This window comes from Methanocella conradii HZ254 (assembly GCF_000251105.1).
GTDB lineage: Archaea > Halobacteriota > Methanocellia > Methanocellales > Methanocellaceae > Methanocella > Methanocella conradii.
Window position 1 is genome coordinate 1,838,220 of the sequence record NC_017034.1, and the last position, 24,341, is coordinate 1,862,560.

Below are 24,341 nucleotides of genomic sequence, written 5' to 3' on the forward strand. Positions count from 1 at the left end.
ATGTCATGGAATTTAAAAAAATAACGATGGAGACGGAAAATGGCACAAGAGGTCGTGAGCAGCGCTTTACTGATGATAGCCACTATAATAGCAGCAGTAGCACTAATAAACGCCGTTTTCCCATCAATCTATAGCATGTCGGGATCTATCACGACTATGACTAATAGCGTCAACGACCGTATGAAGTGCGACATAAAGTTCGTTTATGAAACGACTGACCAGGGAAATAATTTAACAGCGTGGGTAAAAAACACCGGCAAAACGCAAATCTTTCTTACGCCCTTCAATAGCACTGACATGTTTTATGGCGAGACAGGCACCGTCATGAAAAGGGCAATACTCAACGGCACGAGTGCGCCACGCTGGACGTATACAATAGAGAATGATAATGGTAATGAGAGATGGGACCCAGGGGAAACAATCCGGATAGATATCCAGTCAGATACACCCTTTACGGCAGGTAAAGATTATCGAGTGAGGATGGTCCTGTATAATGGCGTGTTTTGCGAAGACTATTTCACGGTCTGAGGTGTCCATATGGGATTCGAAACGATCATCGCTGCGGCCATATCGGTCATTATATTGATGGCAGTATCGTTTTCGCTACTTATGGGCATTTACGCGTCAATGGATAGCATGTCCATGGCCATGAAAACGGCAATGGATAATAAGAACGACCAATTCAAAACAAGACTATCAGTTGATTATGACCATGTCGAGATATATAATAAAAATATCACATTCGTGCTCACAAATACGGGTGACACAAAAATTGTTGATATAAAAAAAATGGACATCGTCATAACGATTTACAATAATTCGGTCAATAACACGTACTGGATTCCTTATGCTAAGGATATTAATTCGACAAGCCTGGGATGGAAAGACGAGGCGATAAAACCAGACGTTATAAACCCCGGGGTGCTTGATCCTGCCGAAAATATGACATGCAGGGTGGTCGTGCCAGACCCGCCGGTTACAGGAACTTTAGGCAGGCTCGCTCTCGCCACGCCAAACGGCGCCATGACATCAGGATATTTCCGCGTAATAAATAACGTATAGGAGGATTGGAAAATGGCAGAGATAGATTCCAATGAAGTAGTAGAAAAGCAAGATGTGATATCCACCGGAAACCCTGAAATAGATAAAAAAATTGCAGATGGTCTACCACTTAATTCATTAACGTTGATTGAAGGGGCCAATGGCACCGGCAAAAGCGTAATGACACAACAAATACTATGGGGTGGGTTAGTCCAAGGATATAGTTTTGCACTATACACTACAGAAAAAACAATAAGGGGTATGCTCAGCCAGATGGAAAGTCTGGGACTGGATGTTTCAGATTATTTCGCTTGGGGGTATTTAAAGATATATCCTATCCAGGTTGAAGGCGCAAAGATGGAAGTCACCCTTTCAAAATTATTTTTGCAGCGCCTCGTCGACTACATAAGGAAAGAGAAAGAGGACATCATAATTATCGATTCCTTCACTATTTTTACCATAGGGACGCCGCACGATGACATATTCAACTTTTTAACAGAGTGTAAAAGCTTGTGTGATAAAGGCAAAACTATTCTCATCGCCCTGCATTCATACGCCTTTGACGAGGATACGCTCGCACGCATAAGGTCGATAGCTGACAACTACATTAAATTAAAGATCGAGCAGATGGGCGATAAAAACGTCAACATGATGGAAGTGATAAAGGTTAGAGGTGCAAAGAAAGTTTCTGGAAATATCATAAGCTTTGAGATTCACCCGGAGTATGGAATAGAGGTCGTACCGTATACTTCGATAGCAGTATAAAAAAGGAAGGAATGACGATGATGGAGGTAAATCTTCCATTCAGCATTAATACGCTCCAAGAAAACCACGATCATTCATCAATGAGAGGTTGTAGTACTTATAACAGCCTAGATGCCATGATGAAAAGAGAGGTTGAGAAGAATCCATTCCTCCTGGATTATTTACACCTTATTCCTCAGGACACTATAGGTTTACCTCAATTACGTATAAAGCTGGATCGGAAACTCGGAGATATAAAATTCCCTAATATCATCTATCCGGTAAGCGATTCCATATATGCGCACATCTATCCTGACATCAACGATGTCAGGAATTACTACATACCCATTGAACCCAGTTTAGTCACTAATATAAAAAGCTATGTCCAAATAATCGAAGAAAAGCTCGTTGACATGGTATCAGCATATGACCCCAAAACACAGGAAGAGCGCCAAAAAATATTGAAAGAATGCCTTAGAGAATTATGTATTATAGGCAATGGACACGATACTTCAGGGAAATTAAATAGCAAAAACGGTAACAAAGGTTTTAAAAGCCTGTTTTCTATATTCGTAAACAACAATGGTAAAAATGATAAAATTTACCTAAAGCAAAGCGAGTTTAACGCCCTTGAATATCTGATTTTAAGGGATAAAATAGGTATGGGGTTGCTCGAACCGCTCATCTCAGATCCCCATATTGAGGATATCACCTGTGATGGATATGGTCCAATATTTCTGGAACATAAAATATTCAAGGGACTAAAGACAACTATAGTGTTTACAAGAGACGACCTTAACAGGTTCGTGTTACAATTATCAGAAAGGATAGGAAAACCCATCACGTATGCGAATCCTATAATTGATTCTACCCTGCCGGATGGGAGCCGTATAAATATCGTATATGGAGAGGACATCTCTAAAAGGGGGAGCAATTTTACAATCCGTAAGTTCAATGCTAAGCCGCTGAGCATTCCGAACTTAGTAGCTTCAAATACCATGGATTATGCCATGGCAGCCTATCTCTGGATAATGATCCAGGAAGGCATGAGCATTTTCGTTAGCGGGGAAACGGCGAGCGGGAAGACTACGACGCTAAATGCAATCATGGCTTTTATTTCTGCAAACTCCAAGATCGTATCTATAGAAGATACTGCGGAGGTGCAGGTTCCTCATAAAAATTGGACTAGAGAGATAACCAGGTCAACCAATAAAGGCGATGATTCGGCCGACGTGGGCATGTTCGACTTACTTAAAGCAGCTTTGAGACAACGCCCTAATTATATTATAGTGGGAGAGATTAGGGGCATAGAAGGCGCAATCGCTTTCCAGGCTATACAAACCGGCCATCCTGTCATGTCTACGTTCCACGCGGCATCAGTTGAAAAGCTCATACAGCGTCTCACGGGAGATCCGATAAACGTTCCAAAGACATATGTGGATAACCTCAACCTGGTGATAATCCAGAGCGCGGTCAGAAGGCCAGATGGCAAGGTCGTGCGCCGTGTCCTGTCGATCAATGAGATAGTCGGATATAACCCAGAGACGAAGGGTTTTAATTATATTGAGGCATTTACCTGGGATCCCGCCACCGATAAGTTCGTTTTCCGGGCTAACAAGTCAAGCTACTTGCTGGAGCAAAAGATCGGCAGGAGGCTGGGCATACCGCAGAATAAGATACAGGTAGTATATGACGAGATCGAAAAGCGGAAAAAAATTCTTAAAAAAATCAGCGAGTCTGGTGTCACCGATTATGACGAGTTTTTCCAGACGATAACCAAGGTGGAAAAGAAAGGCCTGCTCAAGATAGAGGTGTGAAATATGGGAGAGGACGTAAATGCGCCCGGTGACGTGATTATAAAAAATCCCGCGAAAACGCCTGGAAATATGTCAATGATGAAAAGGCTAAGAAAATTTTTTTTACCAATTATATTATATATTCGGTCTTATATTGAAAGCGGTCGCATCGATATCGATATTCTCTACATGGTCACCTACATGAACTCGATTGCCACGTCAAACATCAGCCGTGACGAGATATTTAAAAAAGTCTCTGAGCGTGAAGAGTACGCTTGCTCCAAGTACATGAAAGAAGTATACCTCCTCGCAAAGAACTGGAATTACGAGTATGGCGCAGCATGTAACCTGGTCGCAAGGAAAGTCGCCAATAAGAAGCTGAAAGACCTTCTCATGAGGCTATCTAACGCAATGAGTTCAGGGGAGAGCGAAAAAAAATTTCTTGAAAACGAGTGGCAAACGATGCTTCTCATCTATAAGAACGAGTACGAGCGAAGCCTGGAGTCGCTAAAAAAATGGACGGACGCCTATACCGCGCTGCTGGTGTCCCTCTCGTTTATATCCATCACGATTCTACTGTCCTTAGTCATATATAATCTGGGCGACAAGTATACGACAATTATTGCCACTATCATCGTTGTAATCCTCGTTAGCGCTGCAGGAGTGCTCATTTTAAGGTCTGAAGCGCCCAAAGAGTTTAGAACCCATAAAATGCTCATATGCTCCCCGGAGCAGCAGCGTATCAAAAATATGCAGCGCATAATATTGCCAATCGGGGTTATTGTAACATGCCTCATGCTTCTCCTGGGAATCGACCTGGGCATAATATTGATTTTCATAGGCTTAATGCTCATACCAATGGGTTTAATTGGGATAAAGGATGACAGAAACATATTTACGCGAGACCGTGATTTTTCCGAATTTACCAAAATGCTGGGCACGATAATCGGAAGCATGGGGGTTACCGTAAAAGAGGGCATTACAAAGGTCGATAGAAAGTCCATAAAAAGCCTGGAGCCATTAGTAAAAAAACTATACGTACAGCTTTTCATGGGCATTGACCCGAGATTGTGCTGGACGAAATTCGTCGGGAACAGCGGTAGCGAGCTGATAAATAAGTTTACCCATATTTTTATAGATGCCATTGACATGGGCGGTGATGCCACAAAGATAGGCAAACTGGTGAACACGACTAACCTGGAAGTAGTGTTATTACGCATGAAAAGAAACTTGTTATCTTCCAGCTTTATAAACCTATTAATACCTATGCATGCAGCGATGGTAGGCTTGATTATATTTGTCATTCAAATAATGATAATTTTTTCTGGCATCATAAGCGACCTTTATAGTACGATGGATTTGAGCGTTAGTAGCGATATGGGAGGGGAGGGCATGATTATAAGTTCGCTGGGGTTTAATCTTTTCCAGGACGTTCCCGCGGGCTTATTTACCCAGTATTGTATAGCATTAGTGATTATACTCACGATAGCTAATACGCTGGCGGCCAAATACGTCGATGGCGGTGATAATTACAAGATCTATTATTATGGCTCGATTATGTGCATCATATCGGGCATCTGCTATATTATCGTTCCAATTATCGTAAATGTGATTTTTAGCTTCCAGGGATTGGAAGGAGGGTTGTAATAGAATGATGACATTATTTCGAGATGGATTAAGAGTCATTGAAAATATTAAAAGCGTAATGTGTACGCTTTTGGATAGATTGAGGAACGCCGCTGGGGAATTTTGGGGACTGACTGTTAGTTTTACCGCTAAAAATGTGGCAAGAATGGCCGATGTAGCGCGAAGAGCATGGGCATCTCTAGTAAGCGGAGCAGATGAAACCTTAAAGGCCGCTACTAAAACGCTAGCAAAAATAAATAAAGCAATCGTTAAATCAATAAAAATAATTATACGTGATGCCAGGAAATTTTGGGGACTGACTGTTAGTTTTACCGCTAAAAATGTGGCAAGAATGGCCGATGTAGCGCGAAGAGCATGGGCATCTCTAGTAAGCGGAGCAGATGAAACCTTAAAGGCCGCTACTAAAACGCTAGCAAAAATAAAAGAAAAAATGCAGCAATTTGCTAGAGGGATTGCTAAGGTCATAACCAGGGGCTGTCATCAAATAAAAGCTGAATTTTCAGCATTGTGGGCGCTGTATCAGTCATCGTATAATGAGTCAAATGACATAGATGAACAATTGGACCGTATAATCGCAGAATCGGAGCGTATTTCGAGCGATTTGGATGACATGCATAAAATAAAACCTAGTGAATCGAATTTGCCAGTTTTATCACCTGTCGTAGCCGTGGAGGGGACGACGAGAGACCTCATGAGAAACAACATGCTGGGGGATAAAATCATGAACAACAGCCCACAGCCACCCATAACAAAAGAAAATGCTCCCATTACTCCACCTACACTAGAAACGAAGGTACCCCAGGATGTGACCAAGGAAGACGTCATGAAAGACCTCATGAGAAACAACATGCTGGGGGATAAAATCATGAACAACAGCCCACAGCCACCCATAACAAAAGAAATCAACCCCCTCCAGGACTATGATCCATTCGCAGAAGAAACAAACATCATTCCAGATGATCCATTCGCAGAAGAAACTACGGAAATCCCAGAACCAATAAGGATGGATAACGACGACCTTCTCACGAGCCTGGAAAACGAGGCAGCAAAGGTCGAAGCTGACGACATGGGCCTGGATATAATGAGAGACATGAAAGATAGAAAGGTTACATGCGAAGAGCTAGAATCTGATCTAAGGGAGGTAATAATGATATTCAAGAAAACGAGGACAGCAAGTCGAAAAAAGAAAAATAAAACCGAAAAGAGGGATGTATATTAACGATGGGCTATCGTTTAACAATAAAAATTTTCAAAACCTGGACATGGACATGCGATTAGTCATCAATAACCACAGGATAGGCGAAATTGGCGATATTATAACAATTTCAAATAAAAATTTTAAGCTGGTAAACATAGATAAAATCCTGATTAGCTGTGCTGCAGCTTATTATTATCGTATATTCGGCTTTGAGTCACCGAAGGAATTTATTGAGCATTGGGTATCACAACGAAAACCATTTGTGGCAAGTAGCCATGTATATATACATTATTTTGAAATTGAAGAATAGTAAAGCGCAAAAAATGTAAAAAAGTTAAACAGCAAGTTTTCTGTCTTTTGTGCAAGCTCGGATAAATTGTTTTCCCGTGCTAATTAAATTCTCTACAGTATGTAATGTACGGTATCTCCTTATATCGTCGAACAGGTCGTTTAGCCCTAGTTGAGCGATGTATAGGTTGACCAGCACGAAGCCCAGGCTGAGCATAGCGCTCCACCATGAGTACGTGACGAGCCATGTGAAGTCGTTAAACCCGCTCAATGAGTATGCCGCATTATATAAAGTGCATACGGAGAGACATAGCATCAAATATGAGAATATGGTACGCCTTGCAGTAAAACAGAGTATTATGGCGATAGCTGTGGTCGCGAGCATGCCGCCTATGACTATTGGCACGTTGTATGGCAGGTTAGTCAGAATGTATCCCGAGATAGTGTCGAACGATAATGGCGATTTCACTCCCATTTCCAGCACGTCGCCTCCGCATAATATGATCATTAGCGCATGTCCAATCTCGTGGATATAGGTAGTAATATAAGCAAATAGTATGATTAATCCAAATATGCCTATCGCATTTATCGCATATCTTAAGGTATTCCTCTCCATACACACTTCTCCGGCATCATTTATCTGGCGACTTTCTATTACATTTTAGGCTGACAACATTACCCACAAAAGTATGAGTAAGTAAAATCCGGCATAAATCAACAGGGCAATAATTACAATTAGGGAGTATCTTTGTATACATAAAGCATCTATGTTATCACCTCGTATTTTATTGCTCAGTAACGCCTTAATTAGAGGGTATCGAAATAATCATATATAAAGATTTCGATTTCTGATTATCATAAAATATCAACATTTTCGATTAGCATTATATTTGGACATATTTTTTCATCATAAGAATATAACAAAGATTATATAGCACTATGGTGTTGAAACATCCAATCATGAATGCCAATCGTGAAGAGCTAGCTAGCATAAAAGAGGTTTTAAAAGCTAATCCGAGAGGTATGAATGTACTAGAAATCGCGAAAGCGATAAACATGCACCGCCAATCGGTAGCAAAATACATGGAAATGTTAACTATCTCAGGGCAAGTCGATGTTAAGGCTTTTGGCCCATCCAAAGTATATTATTTATCTCAGCGCCTGCCAATCTCAGCCATTTTAAATATATCTTCAGACGTCATCATCAAGCTTGATAAAAATCTTATGATTATGGATGTTAACGATGCATTTTTAAAATTAATAAAAGCTGAGAGAGACGAAATATTAAATAAAAATATAGATAGTTTGCCTTTTATCCATCAACTTGACCCTGCCATATTATCTAATATAGTCGAGGCAATCAATGGTAAAGAATCTGTGGTTGAAACTTTGTATAAAAACACGGATGCTGAAAAATTTTTTAACGTTAAATTCATTCCATCTGTATTTGAGGATGGGCAACCAGGCGTTATCATCCTTTTTGAGGATATAACGGATCGAAAATTAATGGACATGGCAATAAAAGCGAACGAGAAAAAGTTGAGGGGCATCATTGAACAATCTTTTGACGGAATCATGATCACAGACAAGCACGGCATAGTTATCGAATATAACAGAAGTCTACAACAGCTCACCGGGGTTAATAAAGATGATGTTTTAGGCAAGTACATCTGGGATGTCCTATTTCATATAATGGAAGCCAAGGACGAGAGCGTATACAGAAAAATTAAACTAGAACTAAAAGATTTGCTCAAAAATGATCGTGAGACGTATAAGCATCACGAGATAGAAATCGTTCGCCCGGATAAATCAAGGCGGATCCTGCAAATCATAACATCTCTCATAAGGACCGAGAATAGCTACTTGTTATGCAGCATCGCCCGTGACGTTACCGAACGGATAAAAATGGAAAAGGCGTTGCAGGAACGCGATGAAAAGCTACGCGTCCTGATAGAGACTATGCAAACGGGCCTGGCAATACATCAGGGAGAGCAGTTCATCGATGTAAATAAGGCTTTGGAAAAGATGACGGGGTACTCGAGAGACGAGCTTTTAAGCATGAAATTTTGGGATATCGTGCACCCCTATTATCGGGACATGGTTAAAGAACATATACTTGGCGTACATCAAGCGGAGGGGCAGGCCCCTTCAACATGTGAATGCAGGATTGTCACGAAAAACGGGGACATTAGATGGGTTGAGTTAAACGTGGGGCATGTAACATATGAGGGTGAGCAATGGAACATCATATCCTGTGTTGATGCGCAAAGCCGAAAAGAAGTTAATGACGCGCTAAAAGAAAAACAGATTAATTTTAACAGTGCGAAGCATTTTTCCAGTTTCGGAAGCTGGAAATGGGATATTAAAAGTAATAAAATGGACTTGTCTGATGAGACTTATAATATTTTGGGCATACAGCGGCCAAAAAACTCAAAAGATGTGCTTATAGACCGTGAAAAATTTTTAAATGTAGTCCATCCTGATGACAGGGATAAAATAGCGAATAGTGCTGAAGCGGTATTGCAAAAAAGAGGTAAACAAAGTGAACGATTGAGGATTATCAGGCCGGATGGAACGGAGCGCGTTATCCGTGTTGAGGAGGAAGCCATTTTCGATGAGTCGGGCAACCCGATGGCGATATACGGTGTATGGCATGACGTCACCGAGTATAACCATCTTGAGGAGGAGCGGGATAAGCTGGCCGCCCGGCTAAAAGAGTCTGCGGACATGCTTTCCGCCATCGTGTATGCGACTGAGAATGCCATGTCAACGCCGAACCTGGACGAGTTCCTTTCTTCAGTGCTCAACAGGCTTGTCCACCTCGTGAAGGCAAAGTCCATCGTGCTTCTTTTAAGGGACCCTGATCGGATATACGTCAGGGCTGGCGTCGGGGTGGACGACCTTGTACGGGCCAGGCTGTCGACTCCCGCGACGAAAGGCTTTTCGTGCATGATCACGCCGACGGGGGAGCCGCTTTATATAGAGGATGCCCAGTCAGAGCCGAGGGCTAATAATACCGTATTTAAGGAGATTGGCGTACGCTCCATGCTTGGCGTGCCCGTTAAGCATCGTGGAGAGGTGGTAGGGGTGCTTCACGTCGAATGGGGGGATGTTCATCCATATAAGAAAGAGGAGCAGGACGTCTTGCAGGTCATCGCTGACAGGTGTGGTGCCGCTATAATGAACACGATGCTGTATGAGAGGACGAAAAAATTGATGTCGCAGGCCAGGTATAAGGTTAGCAAGGGCTTTTAAGGCTTATGCTTTTATCTTTTTTATGATGCCTTGCGCGCATGATATGCCCATTGCGGCGGCGGGCACTATGCCGCGCGTCACGCCGGCCCCATCGCCGGCAACGTATAGATTATCAACGACTGCAACCTCGAAGTCTTCCCTGGTCTCCGGGCGTATTGCCGCAAACTTTATCTCGGGGGCGTAAAGCAGGGTCGCGTCGGAGGCTACACCTGGCACGACGCGGTCGAGCATGTCCAGGCCTTCCAGGATATCGGTGACGACGCGATGTGGCAACGCCATTGATATGTCTCCAGGCGTAACCGCCTTCAACGTGGGGTTTACATAGCTTCTCTTGAGCCGGTCCCAGGTCGATCGCCTGCCCTTCTTGAGGTCGCCCAGGCGCTGCAGCAGCGGCTTCCCGCCCCCTATAGTCTTCGCCTGCTCAGCTATAGTGCTACCATACTCATTCGTATTCTCGAGAGGCTCAGTAAGGGCTATCTTCGTCAAGAAAGCGAAGTTCGTATTACTTGAGCGGCAATTTCTCTGCGAGTGGCCGTTCACTCCCACCCCGGACTCATAGGTATCCTGCACCACAAAGCCATATGGGCAGGTGCAAAAAGTCCGAACGAGGTCATCATAAGTCGGGGTATACATGCGGAACTTCGGGTCCCAGTTAGTTTTGACGGCCTCCTCGTAGACGACGGCGGGCACTTCGACCCTCACCCCTACGTCAATCGGCATGTACTTGATGGGGACGCCGAACTTTTTCATCTGCTCGCCAAGCCATGTGCTCCCTGAGCGGCCCGGGGCCAATAAGACGAAATCAGCCATGTATCGCTTGCCCCCAGCCATCACTCCAATAGCCTTATTATTCTTTGCGATGACGCTCTCAACGGTCGTTTCCAGGAGGAATCTAACGCCTCGCTTTTCCAGGTCAGCCTTCATGGAGCCGATCACTTTGGGCAGCATGTCGCTGCCGATGTGCTTCTGCCTTATCGGGATAAACTCGATGCCGTTTGCAGCCGCACGCTGCACGAGCGGAGTGGGAGGCACATGAGGGTCTTCGGGCGGCGCGCCATGCTTCACGAAATATGCATCGACCATCTCAAACAGCTCTTCAGCACGCTTCATGCCCACAAAGTCTACGAGGTCGCCCCCTATCAGCGGGCTCAGGTTGAGCTTTCCGTCAGACATGCCGCCCGCCCCGCCGACGCCCGCAGTCACGCTACAAACATTACAATAAATACAATCCCTGCCCTTCATGACCTGGCAGGTCCGCTGCCCTATATCCCTGCCCTTCTCGATGATGAGCACGTCGGCGTGGCCGGCCAGCTCGTTGGCAGCGGCCAGCCCTGCAGGTCCTGCCCCGACGATTATGACTTTGCGCTTCGTCGCTATCCCTTCAATAAGGAGTTTGCCGAATATGATATAATGATTTCTCTGCCACAAGGATAAAGCGACATGCCGCCATACTTGATACTCGGTTGTTAAAGATATGGAGACAGTTAAGGATATCTGCGACTTAATCAGGACACGTTTTGACGCAATGGATAATGCACGGGAGGGAGCGCTGGCCGCCTCCAGGAAAATAACGAGATATTCGGGAGACTCTATTAAGGCTATCCATCGTGGAGAATGGGAGCAGGCAGAAAAGCTGATAAGCGAGACCTCAGGCATGAACGGCTTCCTCCATGACTCGCTCAAGGAGTTCCCGGAGGTCTACTATTCTGGCTACGTAGAGGATGCCCAGGCCGAGTTTGCAGAGGTGTCCATATTGTATGCAGTGTTGCGGGGCAAGGACCTGCCGACGCCGGAAAGCCTGAGGGTAGAGAACGCCGCCTACCTTAAGGGCATGGGCGACACGGTTGGCGAGCTCAGGCGTCATATACTGGACCTTATACGGAAGGGCAGGCCGGAGGATGGGGAAAAGTACCTGGACATCATGGACGAGTTCTACGTGGAGATGATGTCATTCGACTATCCTGATGCCATCATGCATGGCCTGCGCAAAAAGGTAGATGTGGCTCGCTCGCTAATCGAGCGCACCCGTGGGGACCTTACTAACGCATTAGAGATTAAAAGGCTTCACGAGTCGATGGGGCGGTTCGAGGAGAATTTTAAAAGATAAGGTGCCCCATATCTATGCCTCCTTTTATCACGCAGGGCATATATACCTAAACGTCATGTTAAGACGACCGATATGGCCCGGAGCATATTCAGCCGCTACGGACGCCAGGTCTGGATACTGGTTGCAGGCTCGTTAATTAACACGTTTGGCACCTCGATAGCCTACCCGTTCGTCTCGCTCTACCTGTTCAAGTACAGGGGAGTGCCTATGGCTGACATCGGGCTTGCGTTGCTTGTTGCCGCCGCGGCAGGGGGCATCGTATCTGTGGCCGGCGGCGAGCTTTGCGACCGCTTCGGGCGGAAGATAATGCTGAACGTGGGGCTGTTCACGCAGATGGCCGTCTTCTCCCTCATGGGGTACGCCATAATGGCAAACATGGGGTTCGCCGAATTCTTGCTGCTTATGGCGCTGAAGGAGGCCTCAGGCGGCCTGTACCGAAACGTCCCGCAGGTGATGGTTGCTGACACGGTGGAGGCGGGGGACAGGAACGGCGCCTTCAGCCTGCTGCGCATCGGCGGAAACCTTGGCTTCGCCCTGGGCCCCGTCTTCGGCGGCATGCTGGCATCTTACTCCTATGCTGCCATGTTCATAATCACGGCTCTTACCAGTGGCGTCTACATGCTCATCTCCATCTGCATGCTTCGTGACACCAGGCCCGATGAAAGAGATGTGGCAGAGCATGTAAGCCATGCTCCATTGTGGAACGATACGCCCTTCCTCATCTATTGTGTGGTATCAGCCCTCGGCTCGCTCGTCTACTCAAACCTGTTCACCACATTTGGCACGTTTGCGGGCGGCTTCGTGCAGGTGTCCGAGGCGATGGTGGGCCTGATTTTTTCCTTGAACGGCTTCATGGTGGTCTTCTTCCAGCTTCCCATAGCCTTGTACCTGGAGCGCTTTAAGCTGACCACTTCCCTGATCCTGGGCTCATTATTTTACGCGGTAGGCTTTGGCATCGTGGGCTTTTGTACCGACTTCTGGACGCTGTTTGCGAGCATGTTTATCATCACCGTAGGCGAGCTTGTCGTTACCCCCGCATCTCAGACTCTTCTCTCCGAGATGGCTCCTCCGGAGGCTCGTGGCCGCTACATGAGCTTTTCAGGTTTTATCGGTAACGTTGGCTCGGCATGCGGCCCTGCGTTTGGGGGACAGCTGATGGACCGCTTTTCCGCCAATATAATGTTGATGTGGCTCGTCCTCGGAGCCTTAGAGTTAGCCTGCGCTGCCGGCTACCTCTACCTGCGGCTCAGGCTGTCCGCCAGGATGGATGATGTGAGGTCGACGGCGGTTTAAAGCCGAATTGTAAAGCACATCTTAAATGTGCTGTGAGATGGTCGAACACATAAATGGTAAACTATATACTCTTCGAGCCATCTATAATCGTTCAATTTGTAAGGAGATAACCATGCCAGAGTTCCCATGCAACAAGCCAGTATTAGTGACCTGCGGGCTGCCATACGCAAATGGGGCCTGCCACATCGGCCACCTGAGAACGTATATACCAGCGGACATGTTCGTGAGGACTCTGAAGATGATGGGCCAGGAAACGATATTCGTCTGCGGCTCTGACGCCCATGGAACGCCGATAGTGGTCAACGCCGAAGAGCAGGGCATCACGCCTGCTGAACTCGTCCAAAAATACCATAAGGTCTTCCAGGAGACCTTCAAGAAATTCGGGATATGCTTCGACCACTATGGCAGCACGGATGACCCCGAAAACCACGAGCGCACCCGCTCAATCGTCGAGGACCTTATCAGGAATGGATACGTATATCCCAAGGATATTAAGGTCGCGTATTGTGGCCATTGCCAGCGCGGCCTGCCAGACCGCTACGTGGAGGGTACCTGCCCATACTGCGGCGCTTTAGCGAGGGGCGACGAGTGCGACATAGGCTGCCAGAGGCACCTGGAGCCTGGCGACATACTTGACCCGAGGTGCCGGATCTGCGGCGGCAAGGCAGAGACGCGCGTCAAGCAGCACTTCTTCTTTAAGCTGTCGGCATTCGGGCCGTTCTTAGCCGAATACTTAAATAATCTACACGCCACGCCAAACGTTAACTATGCCAAAGAATGGGCCAAGGACCTGAAGGATTGGTGTATAACCCGTAACCTGGAATGGGGCGTCAAGTTCCCAGGCCATGAGGATCTGGTCGTCTACGTCTGGGTTGACGCGCCAATAGGGTACATAGCCTTCACCGAAGAGTACATGAACTCCATTGGCAAGGACTGGAAGGCGATATGGAAGGGCGACTCGCGCATCATCCACTTCATCGGCGGGGACATAATCTATCATCATTGCATCTTTTGGCCTGCCATGCTAAAGGGGGCCGATTACACGCTTCCCTGGGGAGTCGTGGCATCGGGCATGATAAAAATTAATGATAAAAAGTTTTCCAAGAGTAGAGGGTATATCGTGTGGGTCGAGGATGACTACCTGGCCCATGGGTTCCACCCTGACCTGCTGCGCTACTACATCTTGAGCTACACTTCTCACACGAAGGATATCAATTTCTCGTGGAAGGAGTTTCAGACAAAGGTGAACAAGGAGCTGGTAGGCAGCCTCGGCAACTTCGTGAACCGGGTATTGACATTCATCGAGTCCAAGGGATTGAATGTAGGAGGCGAGATAGACCCGGCCGTGAGGGAGGCTATCGCCGGCGCGGTGAGCGTGGCGAAGGCCGAGATCGAGAACTATGAGTTTAAGAAGATATGCGACTCTATTATAACTTTGGCGGACTTTGGGAACACGTATTTCCAGGCCCATGAGCCCTGGAAGCTTATTAAGGAGGATAAGTCGGCGTGTGAGAGCGTATTGTATAATTGCGCCCAGATCGTGAAGGCGTTGGCCATATTGTCGTGGCCCGCGATGCCCGCTAAGGCGGAGGAGACCTGGGGCATGCTGGGCTATGATAAGGCGAGCCTGGCTAAGAAGAGCTTTGATGATGCGCTGGTGCCCTATGATGGCGGCTTGAAGCGCCCGAAGCCCACGATACTATTTTCAAAGCTTGACGATAAAAAGATAGCTGAGATGGAAAAGATCCTGGAGGAGCGGGTAGCAGCGGCGGAGGCGAGGGCGGCTGGTAAAAAGGCTGCCGAGGCCCCTAAGGTCTCTTTTGAGGATTTCCAGAAGCTGGACATTCGCGTTGGCAAAGTGATAGCAAGCGAGCGTATAAAGGGTAGCAAGAAGCTTTTGAAGAATCTGGTGGATATTGGGGAGGGCGCGCCCAGGCAGATTGTGGCGGGAATCGCTGAGCAGTATACGCCTGAGGAGATGGTTGGAAAGACCGTTATCGTGGTCGCTAACCTGGAGCCTGCCAAGATCATGGGCGTGGAGTCTAATGGCATGCTTTTGGCTGCTGACTCTAATGGCGCTACCCTGCTGGCGCCTGAGAAGCCGTCGGCGCCCGGCACCAGGGTCCGCTAAATGGCTATTCTGGCCTCCTTTTTATCATGGCAATGGCGCCAAAGGCTGCGATTGCGAATAAAGCTGGCAACGCTGGAGTGGGTTTAGGTAAGGATGGCGGCAGCGACGCTGGCGTAGCTGAAGGCTCTGGCGTTGGCGTGGCTGGCTTAACGTACACATAGTCAGGTATGGCCACGTTCGCCGTCACAGTGCCCTGGCCCTCATAAAGGCTAAAAAGCCTATAATAAACATGCCCATCTTTCTCGGCAGTCACGTTGTATGAGCCCGCGGGCACGTATACAAACGTGTACGTCCCGATGGCGGCGGTCCTCCCATCATTAGATAGCTGCGGGTTATCCCTGGCGGCGAGCATTTTCACGTTAGCCGTGCCATTCCATATCCATAAAGTTACAGTGGCCTCTGGTACGCCGTTCTTATTCTGGTCGGTCACCATGCCGGATACGGTTCCCCAGCCGACCACGCGGACCCTGCAAGTATCGCTCAGCCTGTGCCCATACATTATCTCAGACTCGGCGGTGATGTTCACCCATCCGCTATGATTTCTCGCTATCAGGAGAATCCTGGCTTGCCCGCTAGCATCGCTCGGCCTGGTCCTGTTAGGCTCTAGCACTGCAACGCTATCGTTATCGGATGAGAAGGTTATCGGGATGCCGGCCATGCGATATGGCGCCCCATTTAGGTAAAGTTGGGCGATTATCACGGATACGTGGACGCTCTGTGCCCCGAGCTCATCGTATATCGTATAGTTAATGCCCTGCGCATCCTCTATTGTGAACGCAGGCGACCCATTTTCAATCGTGACCGGAGACCAGTATAGCGTTTTATTCTGCGCCTCCTCCGCCTGCACGGACACGCATGATACAAAACAAATGATAGCCAGCAAGCCTATGATAGTTAAAGCCCTTCGAGACATATCAAGCACCCAATACCCGATAGCGTATATATTTTCTCGTCCTCGCGTCCGCCCACAATCCTTTTTGAGAATCATATTTATAGGTTGGATTTTATATGTATCATATATAGCGTGCATATGGAGAATAAGCGCTTAAAGCGTGGTGAATGACATGATGAAGATGACGGAAGCTACCCCTAGCCTGTTCGAGCAGGTCAACTACCCGAAGGACCGCAATAACATGACCGACCTTGAGAAGAAGCACTGGCCGAGGATTGAGTGCCCCGACACGGTGGAGGCGAACAAGCCGTTCGATGTAACTGTTAACGTTGGAGTGGGCATTGACCACCCCAGCGAGCTGGCGCACTTCATAGAGTGGATTAGCATTGGCCGGACTGAGGGGAACCTCGAGATGTGCCGCGTGGGCCTATCGCCCAAGTTCTCCCATCCCAGGGCCACCTTTAGGGTTGCACTGGATAAGAGCACGACGCTCGTGGCCCGTGAGAGCTGTAACCTGCATGGCATCTGGGAGAATAAGAAGGATATAAAGGTAAAATAGCCTATATCATTTTTAATCCAGAACTAACGGACGGCATTAACTATTTATAAGGGTTGAAGAGTATAGTAGCCTAAAATTGGCTTTGGCGGGACAACGAAATCGACAAAGCCCATGATATTCATGATGCGTTTATGAACGCTCTTCTGATTGGAGGAACACTAAATGAAGCAGCAGACTGAGATCAAGACCTTGAAGGAAGGCAAGTTTGTGATCATCGATGACGAGCCGTGTACGATTGTTTCGGTGCAGCACTCTAAGCCGGGGAAGCATGGCGCCGCCAAGGCCAGGATAGATGCCATTGGCCTGTTTGACGGCCAGAAGCGGTCCATTGTGCAGCCGGTCGACGCCAAGGTCTACGTGCCCATCGTTGAGAGAAAGACTGCCCAGGTGTTATCTATTGCGGGCGACGTGGCCCAGCTCATGGACACGGCCGACTACTCGACTTTTGAGCTCAAGATACCGGAAGAGCTTAAGGACAAGGTCAAGCAGGGCGAAGAGGTAGCCTATATTTCTAGCATGGGCAAAATGAAGATTCAGATGAGAACCTGAATTTTCTTTTTTAGGTGATTTCGGCTATGAAGGGAAACCTGTTCGCCGACGCCTGCAGTTCCTTTGACGATGCCACTTTCGTGCTTTTCGGGGTGCCCTTTGATGGCACTTCGTCTTTTCGGACTGGCTCCAGGTGGGCGCCCATGGAAATGAGGAAGGCCTCGTATAACTTCGAGACGTATAACGGTGACCTGGACGTGGATCTCGTGGACGTGCCGGTGCACGACATGGGCGACATCGAGGCCTACTGCAGCGTTGACGATACGCTGGACGCCGTATATGACGTTGCGTCGGGCATCGTTAAGGCAGGAAAGCTCCCCATAATGATGGGCGGCGAGCACTCGCTCACCTATCCTTGCGTTAAGGCCTGCGGCAAAGTGGGCTTCGTGGTAATGGACGCCCACCATGACCTGAGGCAGGAGTATGGCGGCCTCAGGAATAACCACGCCTGCGTCTCCAGGCACATCATTGAGGACCTCGCTGACAGGTATGTATCTATAGGCATAAGGAGCGGCACTAAAGAAGAGTATGAGTACGTGAGGAATAAGGGAATCATGTCTTTTACCGCTAACGATGTCGATGCAATGGGCATTGACGCCGTGCTCAGGGAGACTGAAGCGTACCTGAGGGGCTGCGACAGGATATACCTTTCATTAGATATGGATGCCATCGACCCAGCATATGCCCCTGGACTGGGGACGCCGGAACCATTCGGCATGACTCCCCGTCAAGTGAGGGAGGTCATCAGGCGCCTGGCCCCAAAGACCGTTGGTTTCGACGTCGTGGAGATATCCCCCGTGTATGACCACGGCGTGACCGCCATCCTCGGAGCAAAGCTCATCAGGGACTTCATAGCGGCAAAGTGGAAGTCGATGCAAGCTTAAAGGGCCAAAAATTATATAAGCTAGTCAACATATTGTAGGTAAGTCTTCGCCACAAAAAAGAACTTCATACACATCGAGCTTAACAATGATTTAAGAGGGTTATCAATGGCAAAAATGCATACGAGAAGGAAGGGAAGGGCAAGGTCTGTAAGGCCGGTCAGGAAAACCCCTCCCGCATGGTTAACTATTAAGAAAGAAGAAGTCGAAAAACTTGTGATAAACCTAAACGCCCAGAACGTCTCCATGAGCCAGATCGGGCTAATATTAAGGGACAAGTATGGAGTTCCGGACATATCGCAGGTCACGGGCAAAAAGCTAAAGGCTATACTTGAGGAGCATAGCGCCGCTCCTAAGGTCCCCGAAGACCTGACGAACCTCATAAGGAAGGCCGTCGGCCTGCATAAGCATCTAGAAGGCAACCCAAAGGACCTCCATAATAAAAGGGCCCTGCAGTTGACCGAGTCTAAGATACGCAGGCTGTTGAAGTACTACCATGCCAGCGGCGTACTGCCAAAGGACTGGGTATACACGCCTGAAACGGCTGAGATCCTCATCTCGAGATAAGCTCTGGGCTTCAGGTGGCCTCGTAATGGGCGGCACGTCTAAGCTGGATGAGCTATCAGGCATCGCTAAGCCCGCTGCCGATGAGATAAAGGCGCAGAAGTTCGTCCGGGTCGTGTCGCACCACGACGCGGACGGGATAACCGCCTGCGGCATCGTCTGCCACCTGCTGCAGCGGCTTCGAATCCCTTTTCAGGCGACTATTATCAGCAATCTGGATAGCTCTATAGCAAAATTCGTCGACGCCGGAGATTTCGTAATCTTTTGCGACATGGGGTCCGGCCAGCCGGACATTGTCAACAGGTTTCACGCCGTCATACTGGATCATCATGTACCGCAGGAGGGACACTCGCAGGTACACGTGAACCCCCACCTCATCGGCATCGACGGCGGCTCGGAGGTCTCCGCCTCAGGGGTCGCTTACTCCCTTGCGAGGATTATGGGCAATAACGTAGACCTGGCTGGCCTGGCAATTTCAGGAGCGATAGGCGATAAGCAAAAGATGCAGGGGGCTAACAAGGACATCCTGGACGAGGCCGTTAAAGCCGGCGTGGTCGCCGCGTATAAGGGGCTGAAGCTTGGCAGAGGCCCCCTCGAGAAGGTCCTTGCATGCTCCATCGACCCTTATTTTGATTTTTCCGGCAGGCTTGAAGAGGCGAGAAAATTCCTCCAGGAATTAAAGCTGCAGGGCAACATCGAGTCTCTATCCCAGGAAGACCTGAAGCGGCTTTCGAGCGCTCTGGCGCTGAAGCTTCTGAAGAAGTCTCCGCCGGACACCATCGACTCCTTGCTGGGCGAGGCATACGTTCTAAACAGGGAGCTTATAAAGGACGTGTACGACTTCACGAATACCGTTAACTCGTGCGGTAAGCTGGGCGTGCCGGGCCTGGGCCTGTCTGTTTGCCTGAGGCATGAGCCCTCGGTGGCTGAGGCCGAGTCGAAGCGGTTCGAGTACTCCGAGCAGATATTGAGGGCTTTGCACGACGCCATCGCCCGCATCCATGAGTGTAGCTCTTTCAGGTACGTGGAGATATCCTGCTCAGACGTGACAGGCGCCATAGCCTCCACGATAATAAGGTACGTTATGCCCGATAAGCCCATAATAGTGCTTAACACGGAGGATGGCAACGTCAAGATATCCGCCAGGGGGACGACCGACCTTATAAATAGAGGGCTAGACCTTTCCGTGGCCATCAGGGAGAGCGCCAAAAAGGCTGGCGGAAGCGGCGGCGGCCATAAGATAGCGTCGGGCGGCATGATACCAAAGGGCGGCGAAAAGGCTTTCCTCGAGGCGCTTGACGCCATCATAGGAGGCCAGCTTAATGGCCAGGTGTAGGGCCAGGCTCTCCATCGCTTCCTGTGATGCCAGGCTCATATCCCGGTCCATTAGCGCCGATAACCTTCCAAATGTTAGGACTCGCTATGAGGATGGCTTCGTCATAACTGAGGTTGAGGTCGATAGCATTGGCTCTTTGCTCGCCACCCTTGACGATGTCCTCGTGAACGTCAAAGTTGCCAACGACGTCTTATGTGGCCTTAACGCTGACGAGGACATGAGGGATTAAGTGGATGCTTGCTCGTAGCGACATTTAAATAGGCATAAAAAATTAACGTGCCCTGTGCCGGACTTGAACCAGCGACATCCAGATCTTCAGTCTGGCGCTCTCCCAACTGAGCTAACAGGGCCTACGCAATAAAGCAATTAAACGGCCTCGTATTTGAATTTTTGGTTTATGGTGGGGGTAAAGGGATTCGAACCCATGACCTTCCGGTTATGAGCCGGACGCTCTAACCAGGCTAAGCTATACCCCCGCCTAAACGCCGCCAACAGGACTCGAACCTGTGACATGCTGGTTAACAGCCAGCCACTCTACCAACTGAGTTATGGCGGCATCTGCGGGCTTGACACCACTTCTACTCGCATCTATCATATTTATATCTAACGGTCATCCTCTTATGCGTTTTGGCTGTACATAAGGGGTGCACATGGTTTGTTGATTATTTCAGTCTATTAATTATTTGCAGCAGGCAGCCTCACCACAAACCGGCAGCCCTTTGTATAGTCGCCTGGCACGCGATCCTCCACCCATACGCTCCCGTGAAAATCCTCTACTAAGGTCATGACAAGGTAGAGGCCGAGGCCGCCCGTACCCCTTTTGATGGCCCTCCTCCCATGCCGAAACAGCTGCCTCTTAACCTCATCCTGTATGCCGGGGCCATCATCCTCGATGCTGACGCGGCAATAGCGCTTACCGTTAATCGTCTCGCTTTTCAAGAGCACTCCTATGGTGAGCGGGCCGCTCGAGTGCTTTATGGAGTTGCCGATAATATTTGAAAAAACGTCCGACAGAAGGTCATTAGCATAGACAGAGCATTCACACTCGGCCCTAAAGTCAATCGTGATGCTGCGGCCCGCGACGTTATAGTACTGGGGCATCAATCGCTCCAGCATCTCTTTCAGGCTTAGCTTATGAAATAGCAGGTTGCCGCCCTTAGCCTGCTGCAGCTTACGCACGTTCGATATGAGCTGGGTGCTATTTTTCAACGCCTCCATGGGCTTGGATAAAAGCTGCATCTCATTTTCATCAAGCTTAAGCGTTTCAAGCGCCATCTCGAGGAAGCCAAGGCCAATCTGGTTTAGGTTATTGATATCATGGCCCATGAGGTCGAGGTATAGCTCCGCCTGGGCCTTGGCATCCTGCAGCTCCTCCTCAACCTTCTTCCGCCGTGTGATATCCTGCTTGATGCCGTATAGCCAAAGTGGCTCGCCATCCGGGCCCCTTTTAAGCTTATCTGCAACGCAGTTAATATAACGGATAGAGCCGTCTGATGCGATAATCCTGTAATCGATGTTGAAAAGCCTGTTTTCTTTTAAGGCCACCTCTACCGATTTTTCCATCATTTCCCTGTCCTCGGGGTGGATACGGGACATCAGCCACTCACAGGTAGGCCGAATTTCGCCCGGCTCGTAGCCGAAGATCCTGAATATCTCATCCGACCACTGCATCTCGCCGGTCTTAAGGTTCCACGCCCAATTTCCGATATGGGCTATTCTTTGGGCCCTTGAAAGGATGGCCCTGCTTTTTATAAGCGCTTTCTCGGCTTTCTTGCGCTCTGTGACGTCTATTGCTGATACCAGGCCGGTCGGCTTTCCCTCTAATGATATTAATTCGGAGGATATCTCCAGCCATTTCTCGCGCCCATCAGGGGTCAATACTCTAACCTCGTACCTGCCCGGCACCTTTTCCCCGCGTAGCCGGGCGGCCGCCCTTTGTCTGACTATTTCACGTTCAGCGGGGTGGATAAAGCTGGTAAGCTCCATGTTTAAAAGCTCTTCACGTCCCAACCCTACCATTAACTCCGTCGTCCTGTTAACATATATCAGCTTGCTATCCCGGTATAGCAGGATGGCGGCGGGCGACGACTCTGCGAGTATCCGGAACTTTTCTTCGCTTTCCCGCAGCGCCTTTTCAGCATGCTCGCGCTCTATCATCTCGCCCTTCAAGGTCTCGTTGATGCGGCTTAGCTCAGCAGTCCTTTCCCTGACGCGGGTCTCCAGGCTATTATATACCATATCCTTTTTTTCCGATATTGTCCCGACAATGTAGGCGACTATCAGGAACATTGAGGCCCTTAAAAAAGTGTTATAGGTGAACGGCCCATCGACCATATAGTTTATCAGTATGTGGAGGGCGCCCAGGAATAGTGCCAGATAAACGGCTTTCTTGTGATACCAGACGCCAGCGATTATAATCGGGATGTAGAAGAGGTGGGTGTAGACGATGTCAATGCCCAGTATAACGTTAATATAAAATGCCATGAATACGGTCGCCAGTATCGTCGCGCCCAGCACGATTGGCTTACATAGTCTATAAGCCACGCTTATATCTACAGATATAAGGACTCCTCAATATCTAATATGCTAATAATAATTAATATTATTTGAAAAAATAATGAAACTTCGCCTGTATCCTAGCTTCAGCAGCATGAGGCCTCCTTATCGTACCAAAAAGGACTTTATTCTAGAGGACATCCATATATCGATGATGCATATGAAGCTTAGTGCCATCCTCATCATTGGGTTAATGTTAATATGCTTTATCACCCCCGCATTTGCGGAGCGTGTTTACGTGATGGATGCAGAGTACCCGGAAGACCCGAACGGGAATCCACGGGCTGTCCTGGTACACTTCGAAAAGGCCGTGGAGTCGGACACTTCAGACGTGTTCTCCCCGGTAAACTTCCCATCAGACCAGTACAAGTACGTGACAATATACTATTCGCTATACAACCCATCTGACAAAGACGTGGAGTATGAGTTCAACGTCTCAATCAGGGACCAGGAGAACAGGTCCTTTAGTGCCGACGAGTTCATCCTGGCAGAAAAGGTGCCCGCACATGGCAGCCTCCAAAACAGGGTAAAGTGCTTCGCAGTCTACAGGAATTCGACCAACTTGCAGCTCGTATGGACTGATAAGGAGGTCAATCCTCCCTGGGACCACTATGATACTTTTATAGACCTTAAGTTCCAGGATGCCACGCCTACGCCTACTCCTACGCCTACTCCAACGCCTACTCCGACGCCTACTCCTACGCCATCAAACCCCGCAGGGCAATGCATGCCATTCCTTCCAGTGGGATTGATAATAGGGGGGGTTGGCGGAGCGGGAGCGCTAATCAATAGGCATAAGAAGCGGCGATAGCATGGACGCCATCATAATCTGCGTGGGCGACGAGATCCTGTCCGGAGACGTCACAGACCTCAACTCGACGTGGCTCGCCAAACGCCTCGCAGAGCTTGGCACGATTGTGAAGAGGATTGAAGTCATACCTGATGACGTGGCAGCTATATCTTCCACCGTTAAAAGCTCACGGGCGGACAAAGTCTTAATCACGGGGGGACTTGGCCCAACGCACGATGACGTGACCAGGCAGGCGATAGCGGTGGCCTTCGGCAGAAAACTGGCCAGGAACGATGAGGCCGTGAAGGTCGTAGAGGCCGCCGCAGCCCGGCGTCACGCGTCCCCAAGGCCTCAATCTTACGTTATGGCCGAAATACCCGAAGGCGCGGCGGTGATCTCGAACCCGGTCGGCGCCGCCCCGGGCTTCATCATTGATGGCCGCGTATACGTTTTCCCCGGGGTGCCGGCGGAAATGAAATCGATGTTTGAGCTTGTGAAGGACGATTTCAACGGTAAAAAATTATTCGTAGACTGGCTCGTCACGAGGCGTCCTGAGTCTGATATAGTCTCCGAGCTAAACGAGGCCGTCAGGATGTTCCCTGAGGTCTCGTTTGGCTCCTATCCATCGGATGTGGTAAAGGTCAAGATGAAGTCATACGATCCAGAACGGTTAAGGGCGGCGAAGGAATGGCTTGCAGGGCGCATACTATAGGT

At 48.6% G+C, this 24,341-nt stretch carries 23 protein-coding genes and 3 tRNA genes; 19 read left to right on the top strand and 7 right to left on the bottom strand.

Annotation, left to right across the window (positions count from 1 at the left end; all coding sequences use genetic code 11):
• Positions 1–39: 39 nt before the first annotated feature.
• From MTC_RS09600 to MTC_RS09630, 7 genes are read left to right on the top strand one after another with little or no spacing between them, the layout of a single operon-like run.
• Complete coding sequence (locus MTC_RS09600; RefSeq protein WP_014406501.1) at positions 40–528, top strand: flagellar protein G; 489 nt, start codon at positions 40–42, stop codon at positions 526–528.
• A gap of 9 nt (positions 529–537) precedes the next feature.
• Positions 538–1,062, top strand: a complete 525-nt coding sequence (locus MTC_RS09605) for a hypothetical protein (protein WP_014406502.1) — start codon at positions 538–540, stop codon at positions 1,060–1,062.
• A gap of 12 nt (positions 1,063–1,074) precedes the next feature.
• Positions 1,075–1,806, top strand: coding sequence for an ATPase domain-containing protein (locus MTC_RS09610; protein WP_014406503.1), 732 nt, complete (start codon positions 1,075–1,077; stop codon positions 1,804–1,806).
• Between the two features lie 17 nt (positions 1,807–1,823).
• Positions 1,824–3,602 carry a type II/IV secretion system ATPase subunit gene (locus MTC_RS09615; protein ID WP_014406504.1) on the top strand — a complete coding sequence of 593 codons (1,779 nt, stop codon included), beginning with the start codon at positions 1,824–1,826 and terminating at the stop codon, positions 3,600–3,602.
• 3 nt (positions 3,603–3,605) lie between these two features.
• Entirely contained in the window at positions 3,606–5,228 is a 1,623-nt protein-coding gene (flaJ, locus tag MTC_RS09620; RefSeq protein WP_014406505.1) for an archaellar assembly protein FlaJ, read from the top strand.
• A 4-nt stretch (positions 5,229–5,232) separates the two neighbouring features.
• On the top strand, positions 5,233–6,447 hold the full coding sequence (locus tag MTC_RS09625) for a hypothetical protein (RefSeq protein WP_048189307.1): 1,215 nt from the start codon (positions 5,233–5,235) through the stop codon (positions 6,445–6,447).
• Positions 6,448–6,490: 43 nt separating this feature from the next.
• Positions 6,491–6,736, top strand: coding sequence for a hypothetical protein (locus tag MTC_RS09630; protein ID WP_143767126.1), 246 nt, complete (start codon positions 6,491–6,493; stop codon positions 6,734–6,736).
• 24 nt (positions 6,737–6,760) lie between these two features.
• On the opposite strand, the gene MTC_RS09635 is transcribed toward MTC_RS09630, so the two are convergent.
• On the bottom strand, positions 6,761–7,330 hold the full coding sequence (locus MTC_RS09635; protein ID WP_014406509.1) for a M50 family metallopeptidase: 570 nt from the start codon (positions 7,328–7,330) through the stop codon (positions 6,761–6,763).
• A 344-nt stretch (positions 7,331–7,674) separates the two neighbouring features.
• On the opposite strand from MTC_RS09635, the gene MTC_RS09640 reads away from it, so the two are divergent.
• Positions 7,675–9,969, top strand: coding sequence for a PAS domain S-box protein (locus MTC_RS09640; RefSeq protein WP_048189309.1), 2,295 nt, complete (start codon positions 7,675–7,677; stop codon positions 9,967–9,969).
• A 3-nt stretch (positions 9,970–9,972) separates the two neighbouring features.
• On the opposite strand, the gene MTC_RS09645 is transcribed toward MTC_RS09640, so the two are convergent.
• Positions 9,973–11,397: an NAD(P)/FAD-dependent oxidoreductase gene (locus MTC_RS09645; protein ID WP_014406511.1), complete on the bottom strand. Its 1,425-nt coding sequence runs from the start codon at positions 11,395–11,397 to the stop codon at positions 9,973–9,975.
• Positions 11,398–11,443: 46 nt separating this feature from the next.
• Between MTC_RS09645 and MTC_RS09650 the strand changes: the two genes are divergently transcribed.
• From MTC_RS09650 to metG, 3 genes are all read left to right on the top strand, one after another.
• The gene (locus MTC_RS09650) at positions 11,444–12,076 is read left to right on the top strand and encodes a translin family protein (RefSeq protein WP_014406512.1); all 633 of its coding nucleotides are present in this window, start codon (positions 11,444–11,446) and stop codon (positions 12,074–12,076) included.
• A gap of 72 nt (positions 12,077–12,148) precedes the next feature.
• Entirely contained in the window at positions 12,149–13,369 is a 1,221-nt protein-coding gene (locus tag MTC_RS09655; RefSeq protein ID WP_014406513.1) for an MDR family MFS transporter, read from the top strand.
• Positions 13,370–13,481: 112 nt separating this feature from the next.
• Positions 13,482–15,500 carry a methionine--tRNA ligase gene (gene metG / locus MTC_RS09660; RefSeq protein ID WP_014406514.1) on the top strand — a complete coding sequence of 673 codons (2,019 nt, stop codon included), beginning with the start codon at positions 13,482–13,484 and terminating at the stop codon, positions 15,498–15,500.
• 4 nt (positions 15,501–15,504) lie between these two features.
• Here metG and MTC_RS09665 read toward each other — a convergent pair whose 3' ends face one another.
• Positions 15,505–16,413, bottom strand: a complete 909-nt coding sequence (locus MTC_RS09665; RefSeq protein ID WP_143767127.1) for a carboxypeptidase-like regulatory domain-containing protein — start codon at positions 16,411–16,413, stop codon at positions 15,505–15,507.
• 151 nt (positions 16,414–16,564) lie between these two features.
• Here MTC_RS09665 and MTC_RS09670 point away from each other — a divergent pair, with 151 nt between their 5' ends.
• The 6 genes from MTC_RS09670 to MTC_RS09695 all read left to right on the top strand — a co-directional run bounded on the left by MTC_RS09670 (position 16,565) and on the right by MTC_RS09695 (position 20,510).
• Entirely contained in the window at positions 16,565–16,951 is a 387-nt protein-coding gene (locus MTC_RS09670) for a class II SORL domain-containing protein (protein WP_014406516.1), read from the top strand.
• A gap of 162 nt (positions 16,952–17,113) precedes the next feature.
• Entirely contained in the window at positions 17,114–17,500 is a 387-nt protein-coding gene (locus MTC_RS09675; protein ID WP_014406517.1) for a translation initiation factor IF-5A, read from the top strand.
• A gap of 26 nt (positions 17,501–17,526) precedes the next feature.
• Entirely contained in the window at positions 17,527–18,384 is an 858-nt protein-coding gene (gene speB / locus MTC_RS09680) for an agmatinase (protein WP_014406518.1), read from the top strand.
• 105 nt (positions 18,385–18,489) lie between these two features.
• Complete coding sequence (locus MTC_RS09685) at positions 18,490–18,948, top strand: 30S ribosomal protein S15 (RefSeq protein ID WP_014406519.1); 459 nt, start codon at positions 18,490–18,492, stop codon at positions 18,946–18,948.
• Between the two features lie 25 nt (positions 18,949–18,973).
• A complete protein-coding gene (locus MTC_RS09690; RefSeq protein ID WP_014406520.1) occupies positions 18,974–20,281 on the top strand; it encodes a DHH family phosphoesterase in 1,308 nt (435 codons plus the stop codon).
• Positions 20,268–20,510: a KEOPS complex subunit Pcc1 gene (locus MTC_RS09695; RefSeq protein ID WP_014406521.1), complete on the top strand. Its 243-nt coding sequence runs from the start codon at positions 20,268–20,270 to the stop codon at positions 20,508–20,510. The genes MTC_RS09690 and MTC_RS09695 overlap by 14 nt, the downstream gene beginning before the upstream one ends.
• 48 nt (positions 20,511–20,558) lie before the next feature.
• Here the strand turns inward: MTC_RS09695 and MTC_RS09700 are convergent.
• From MTC_RS09700 to MTC_RS09715, 4 genes are all read right to left on the bottom strand, one after another.
• Positions 20,559–20,631: transfer RNA gene (locus MTC_RS09700), tRNA-Phe, on the bottom strand.
• A 48-nt stretch (positions 20,632–20,679) separates the two neighbouring features.
• Positions 20,680–20,757, bottom strand: a tRNA-Ile gene (locus tag MTC_RS09705).
• Positions 20,758–20,764: 7 nt separating this feature from the next.
• Positions 20,765–20,837, bottom strand: a tRNA-Asn gene (locus MTC_RS09710).
• A gap of 119 nt (positions 20,838–20,956) precedes the next feature.
• Positions 20,957–22,825 carry a PAS domain S-box protein gene (locus MTC_RS09715; RefSeq protein WP_014406522.1) on the bottom strand — a complete coding sequence of 623 codons (1,869 nt, stop codon included), beginning with the start codon at positions 22,823–22,825 and terminating at the stop codon, positions 20,957–20,959.
• A 253-nt stretch (positions 22,826–23,078) separates the two neighbouring features.
• On the opposite strand from MTC_RS09715, the gene MTC_RS09720 reads away from it, so the two are divergent.
• Complete coding sequence (locus MTC_RS09720; protein WP_272941625.1) at positions 23,079–23,648, top strand: hypothetical protein; 570 nt, start codon at positions 23,079–23,081, stop codon at positions 23,646–23,648.
• Position 23,649: 1 nt separating this feature from the next.
• On the top strand, positions 23,650–24,339 hold the full coding sequence (locus tag MTC_RS09725) for a competence/damage-inducible protein A (RefSeq protein ID WP_014406524.1): 690 nt from the start codon (positions 23,650–23,652) through the stop codon (positions 24,337–24,339).
• Positions 24,340–24,341 lie beyond the last annotated feature (2 nt).

What these genes read in the sequence shown, in the direction of transcription:
- MTC_RS09650 (WP_014406512.1), top strand. Translation starts at nt 11,444, where the DNA reads ATGGAGACAGTTAAGGATATCTGCGACTTAATCAGGACACGTTTTGAC.
- flaJ (WP_014406505.1), top strand. Translation starts at nt 3,606, where the DNA reads ATGGGAGAGGACGTAAATGCGCCCGGTGACGTGATTATAAAAAATCCC.
- MTC_RS09695 (WP_014406521.1), top strand. Translation starts at nt 20,268, where the DNA reads ATGGCCAGGTGTAGGGCCAGGCTCTCCATCGCTTCCTGTGATGCCAGG.
- MTC_RS09605 (WP_014406502.1), top strand. Translation starts at nt 538, where the DNA reads ATGGGATTCGAAACGATCATCGCTGCGGCCATATCGGTCATTATATTG.
- MTC_RS09600 (WP_014406501.1), top strand. Translation starts at nt 40, where the DNA reads ATGGCACAAGAGGTCGTGAGCAGCGCTTTACTGATGATAGCCACTATA.
- MTC_RS09665 (WP_143767127.1), bottom strand. Translation starts at nt 16,413, where the DNA reads ATGTCTCGAAGGGCTTTAACTATCATAGGCTTGCTGGCTATCATTTGT.
- MTC_RS09655 (WP_014406513.1), top strand. Translation starts at nt 12,149, where the DNA reads ATGGCCCGGAGCATATTCAGCCGCTACGGACGCCAGGTCTGGATACTG.
- speB (WP_014406518.1), top strand. Translation starts at nt 17,527, where the DNA reads ATGAAGGGAAACCTGTTCGCCGACGCCTGCAGTTCCTTTGACGATGCC.
- MTC_RS09685 (WP_014406519.1), top strand. Translation starts at nt 18,490, where the DNA reads ATGGCAAAAATGCATACGAGAAGGAAGGGAAGGGCAAGGTCTGTAAGG.
- MTC_RS09610 (WP_014406503.1), top strand. Translation starts at nt 1,075, where the DNA reads ATGGCAGAGATAGATTCCAATGAAGTAGTAGAAAAGCAAGATGTGATA.
- MTC_RS09670 (WP_014406516.1), top strand. Translation starts at nt 16,565, where the DNA reads ATGATGAAGATGACGGAAGCTACCCCTAGCCTGTTCGAGCAGGTCAAC.
- MTC_RS09690 (WP_014406520.1), top strand. Translation starts at nt 18,974, where the DNA reads ATGGGCGGCACGTCTAAGCTGGATGAGCTATCAGGCATCGCTAAGCCC.
- MTC_RS09720 (WP_272941625.1), top strand. Translation starts at nt 23,079, where the DNA reads ATGGATGCAGAGTACCCGGAAGACCCGAACGGGAATCCACGGGCTGTC.
- MTC_RS09615 (WP_014406504.1), top strand. Translation starts at nt 1,824, where the DNA reads ATGATGGAGGTAAATCTTCCATTCAGCATTAATACGCTCCAAGAAAAC.
- MTC_RS09640 (WP_048189309.1), top strand. Translation starts at nt 7,675, where the DNA reads ATGAATGCCAATCGTGAAGAGCTAGCTAGCATAAAAGAGGTTTTAAAA.
- MTC_RS09675 (WP_014406517.1), top strand. Translation starts at nt 17,114, where the DNA reads ATGAAGCAGCAGACTGAGATCAAGACCTTGAAGGAAGGCAAGTTTGTG.
- metG (WP_014406514.1), top strand. Translation starts at nt 13,482, where the DNA reads ATGCCAGAGTTCCCATGCAACAAGCCAGTATTAGTGACCTGCGGGCTG.
- MTC_RS09625 (WP_048189307.1), top strand. Translation starts at nt 5,233, where the DNA reads ATGATGACATTATTTCGAGATGGATTAAGAGTCATTGAAAATATTAAA.
- MTC_RS09630 (WP_143767126.1), top strand. Translation starts at nt 6,491, where the DNA reads ATGGACATGCGATTAGTCATCAATAACCACAGGATAGGCGAAATTGGC.
- MTC_RS09725 (WP_014406524.1), top strand. Translation starts at nt 23,650, where the DNA reads ATGGACGCCATCATAATCTGCGTGGGCGACGAGATCCTGTCCGGAGAC.
- MTC_RS09635 (WP_014406509.1), bottom strand. Translation starts at nt 7,330, where the DNA reads ATGGAGAGGAATACCTTAAGATATGCGATAAATGCGATAGGCATATTT.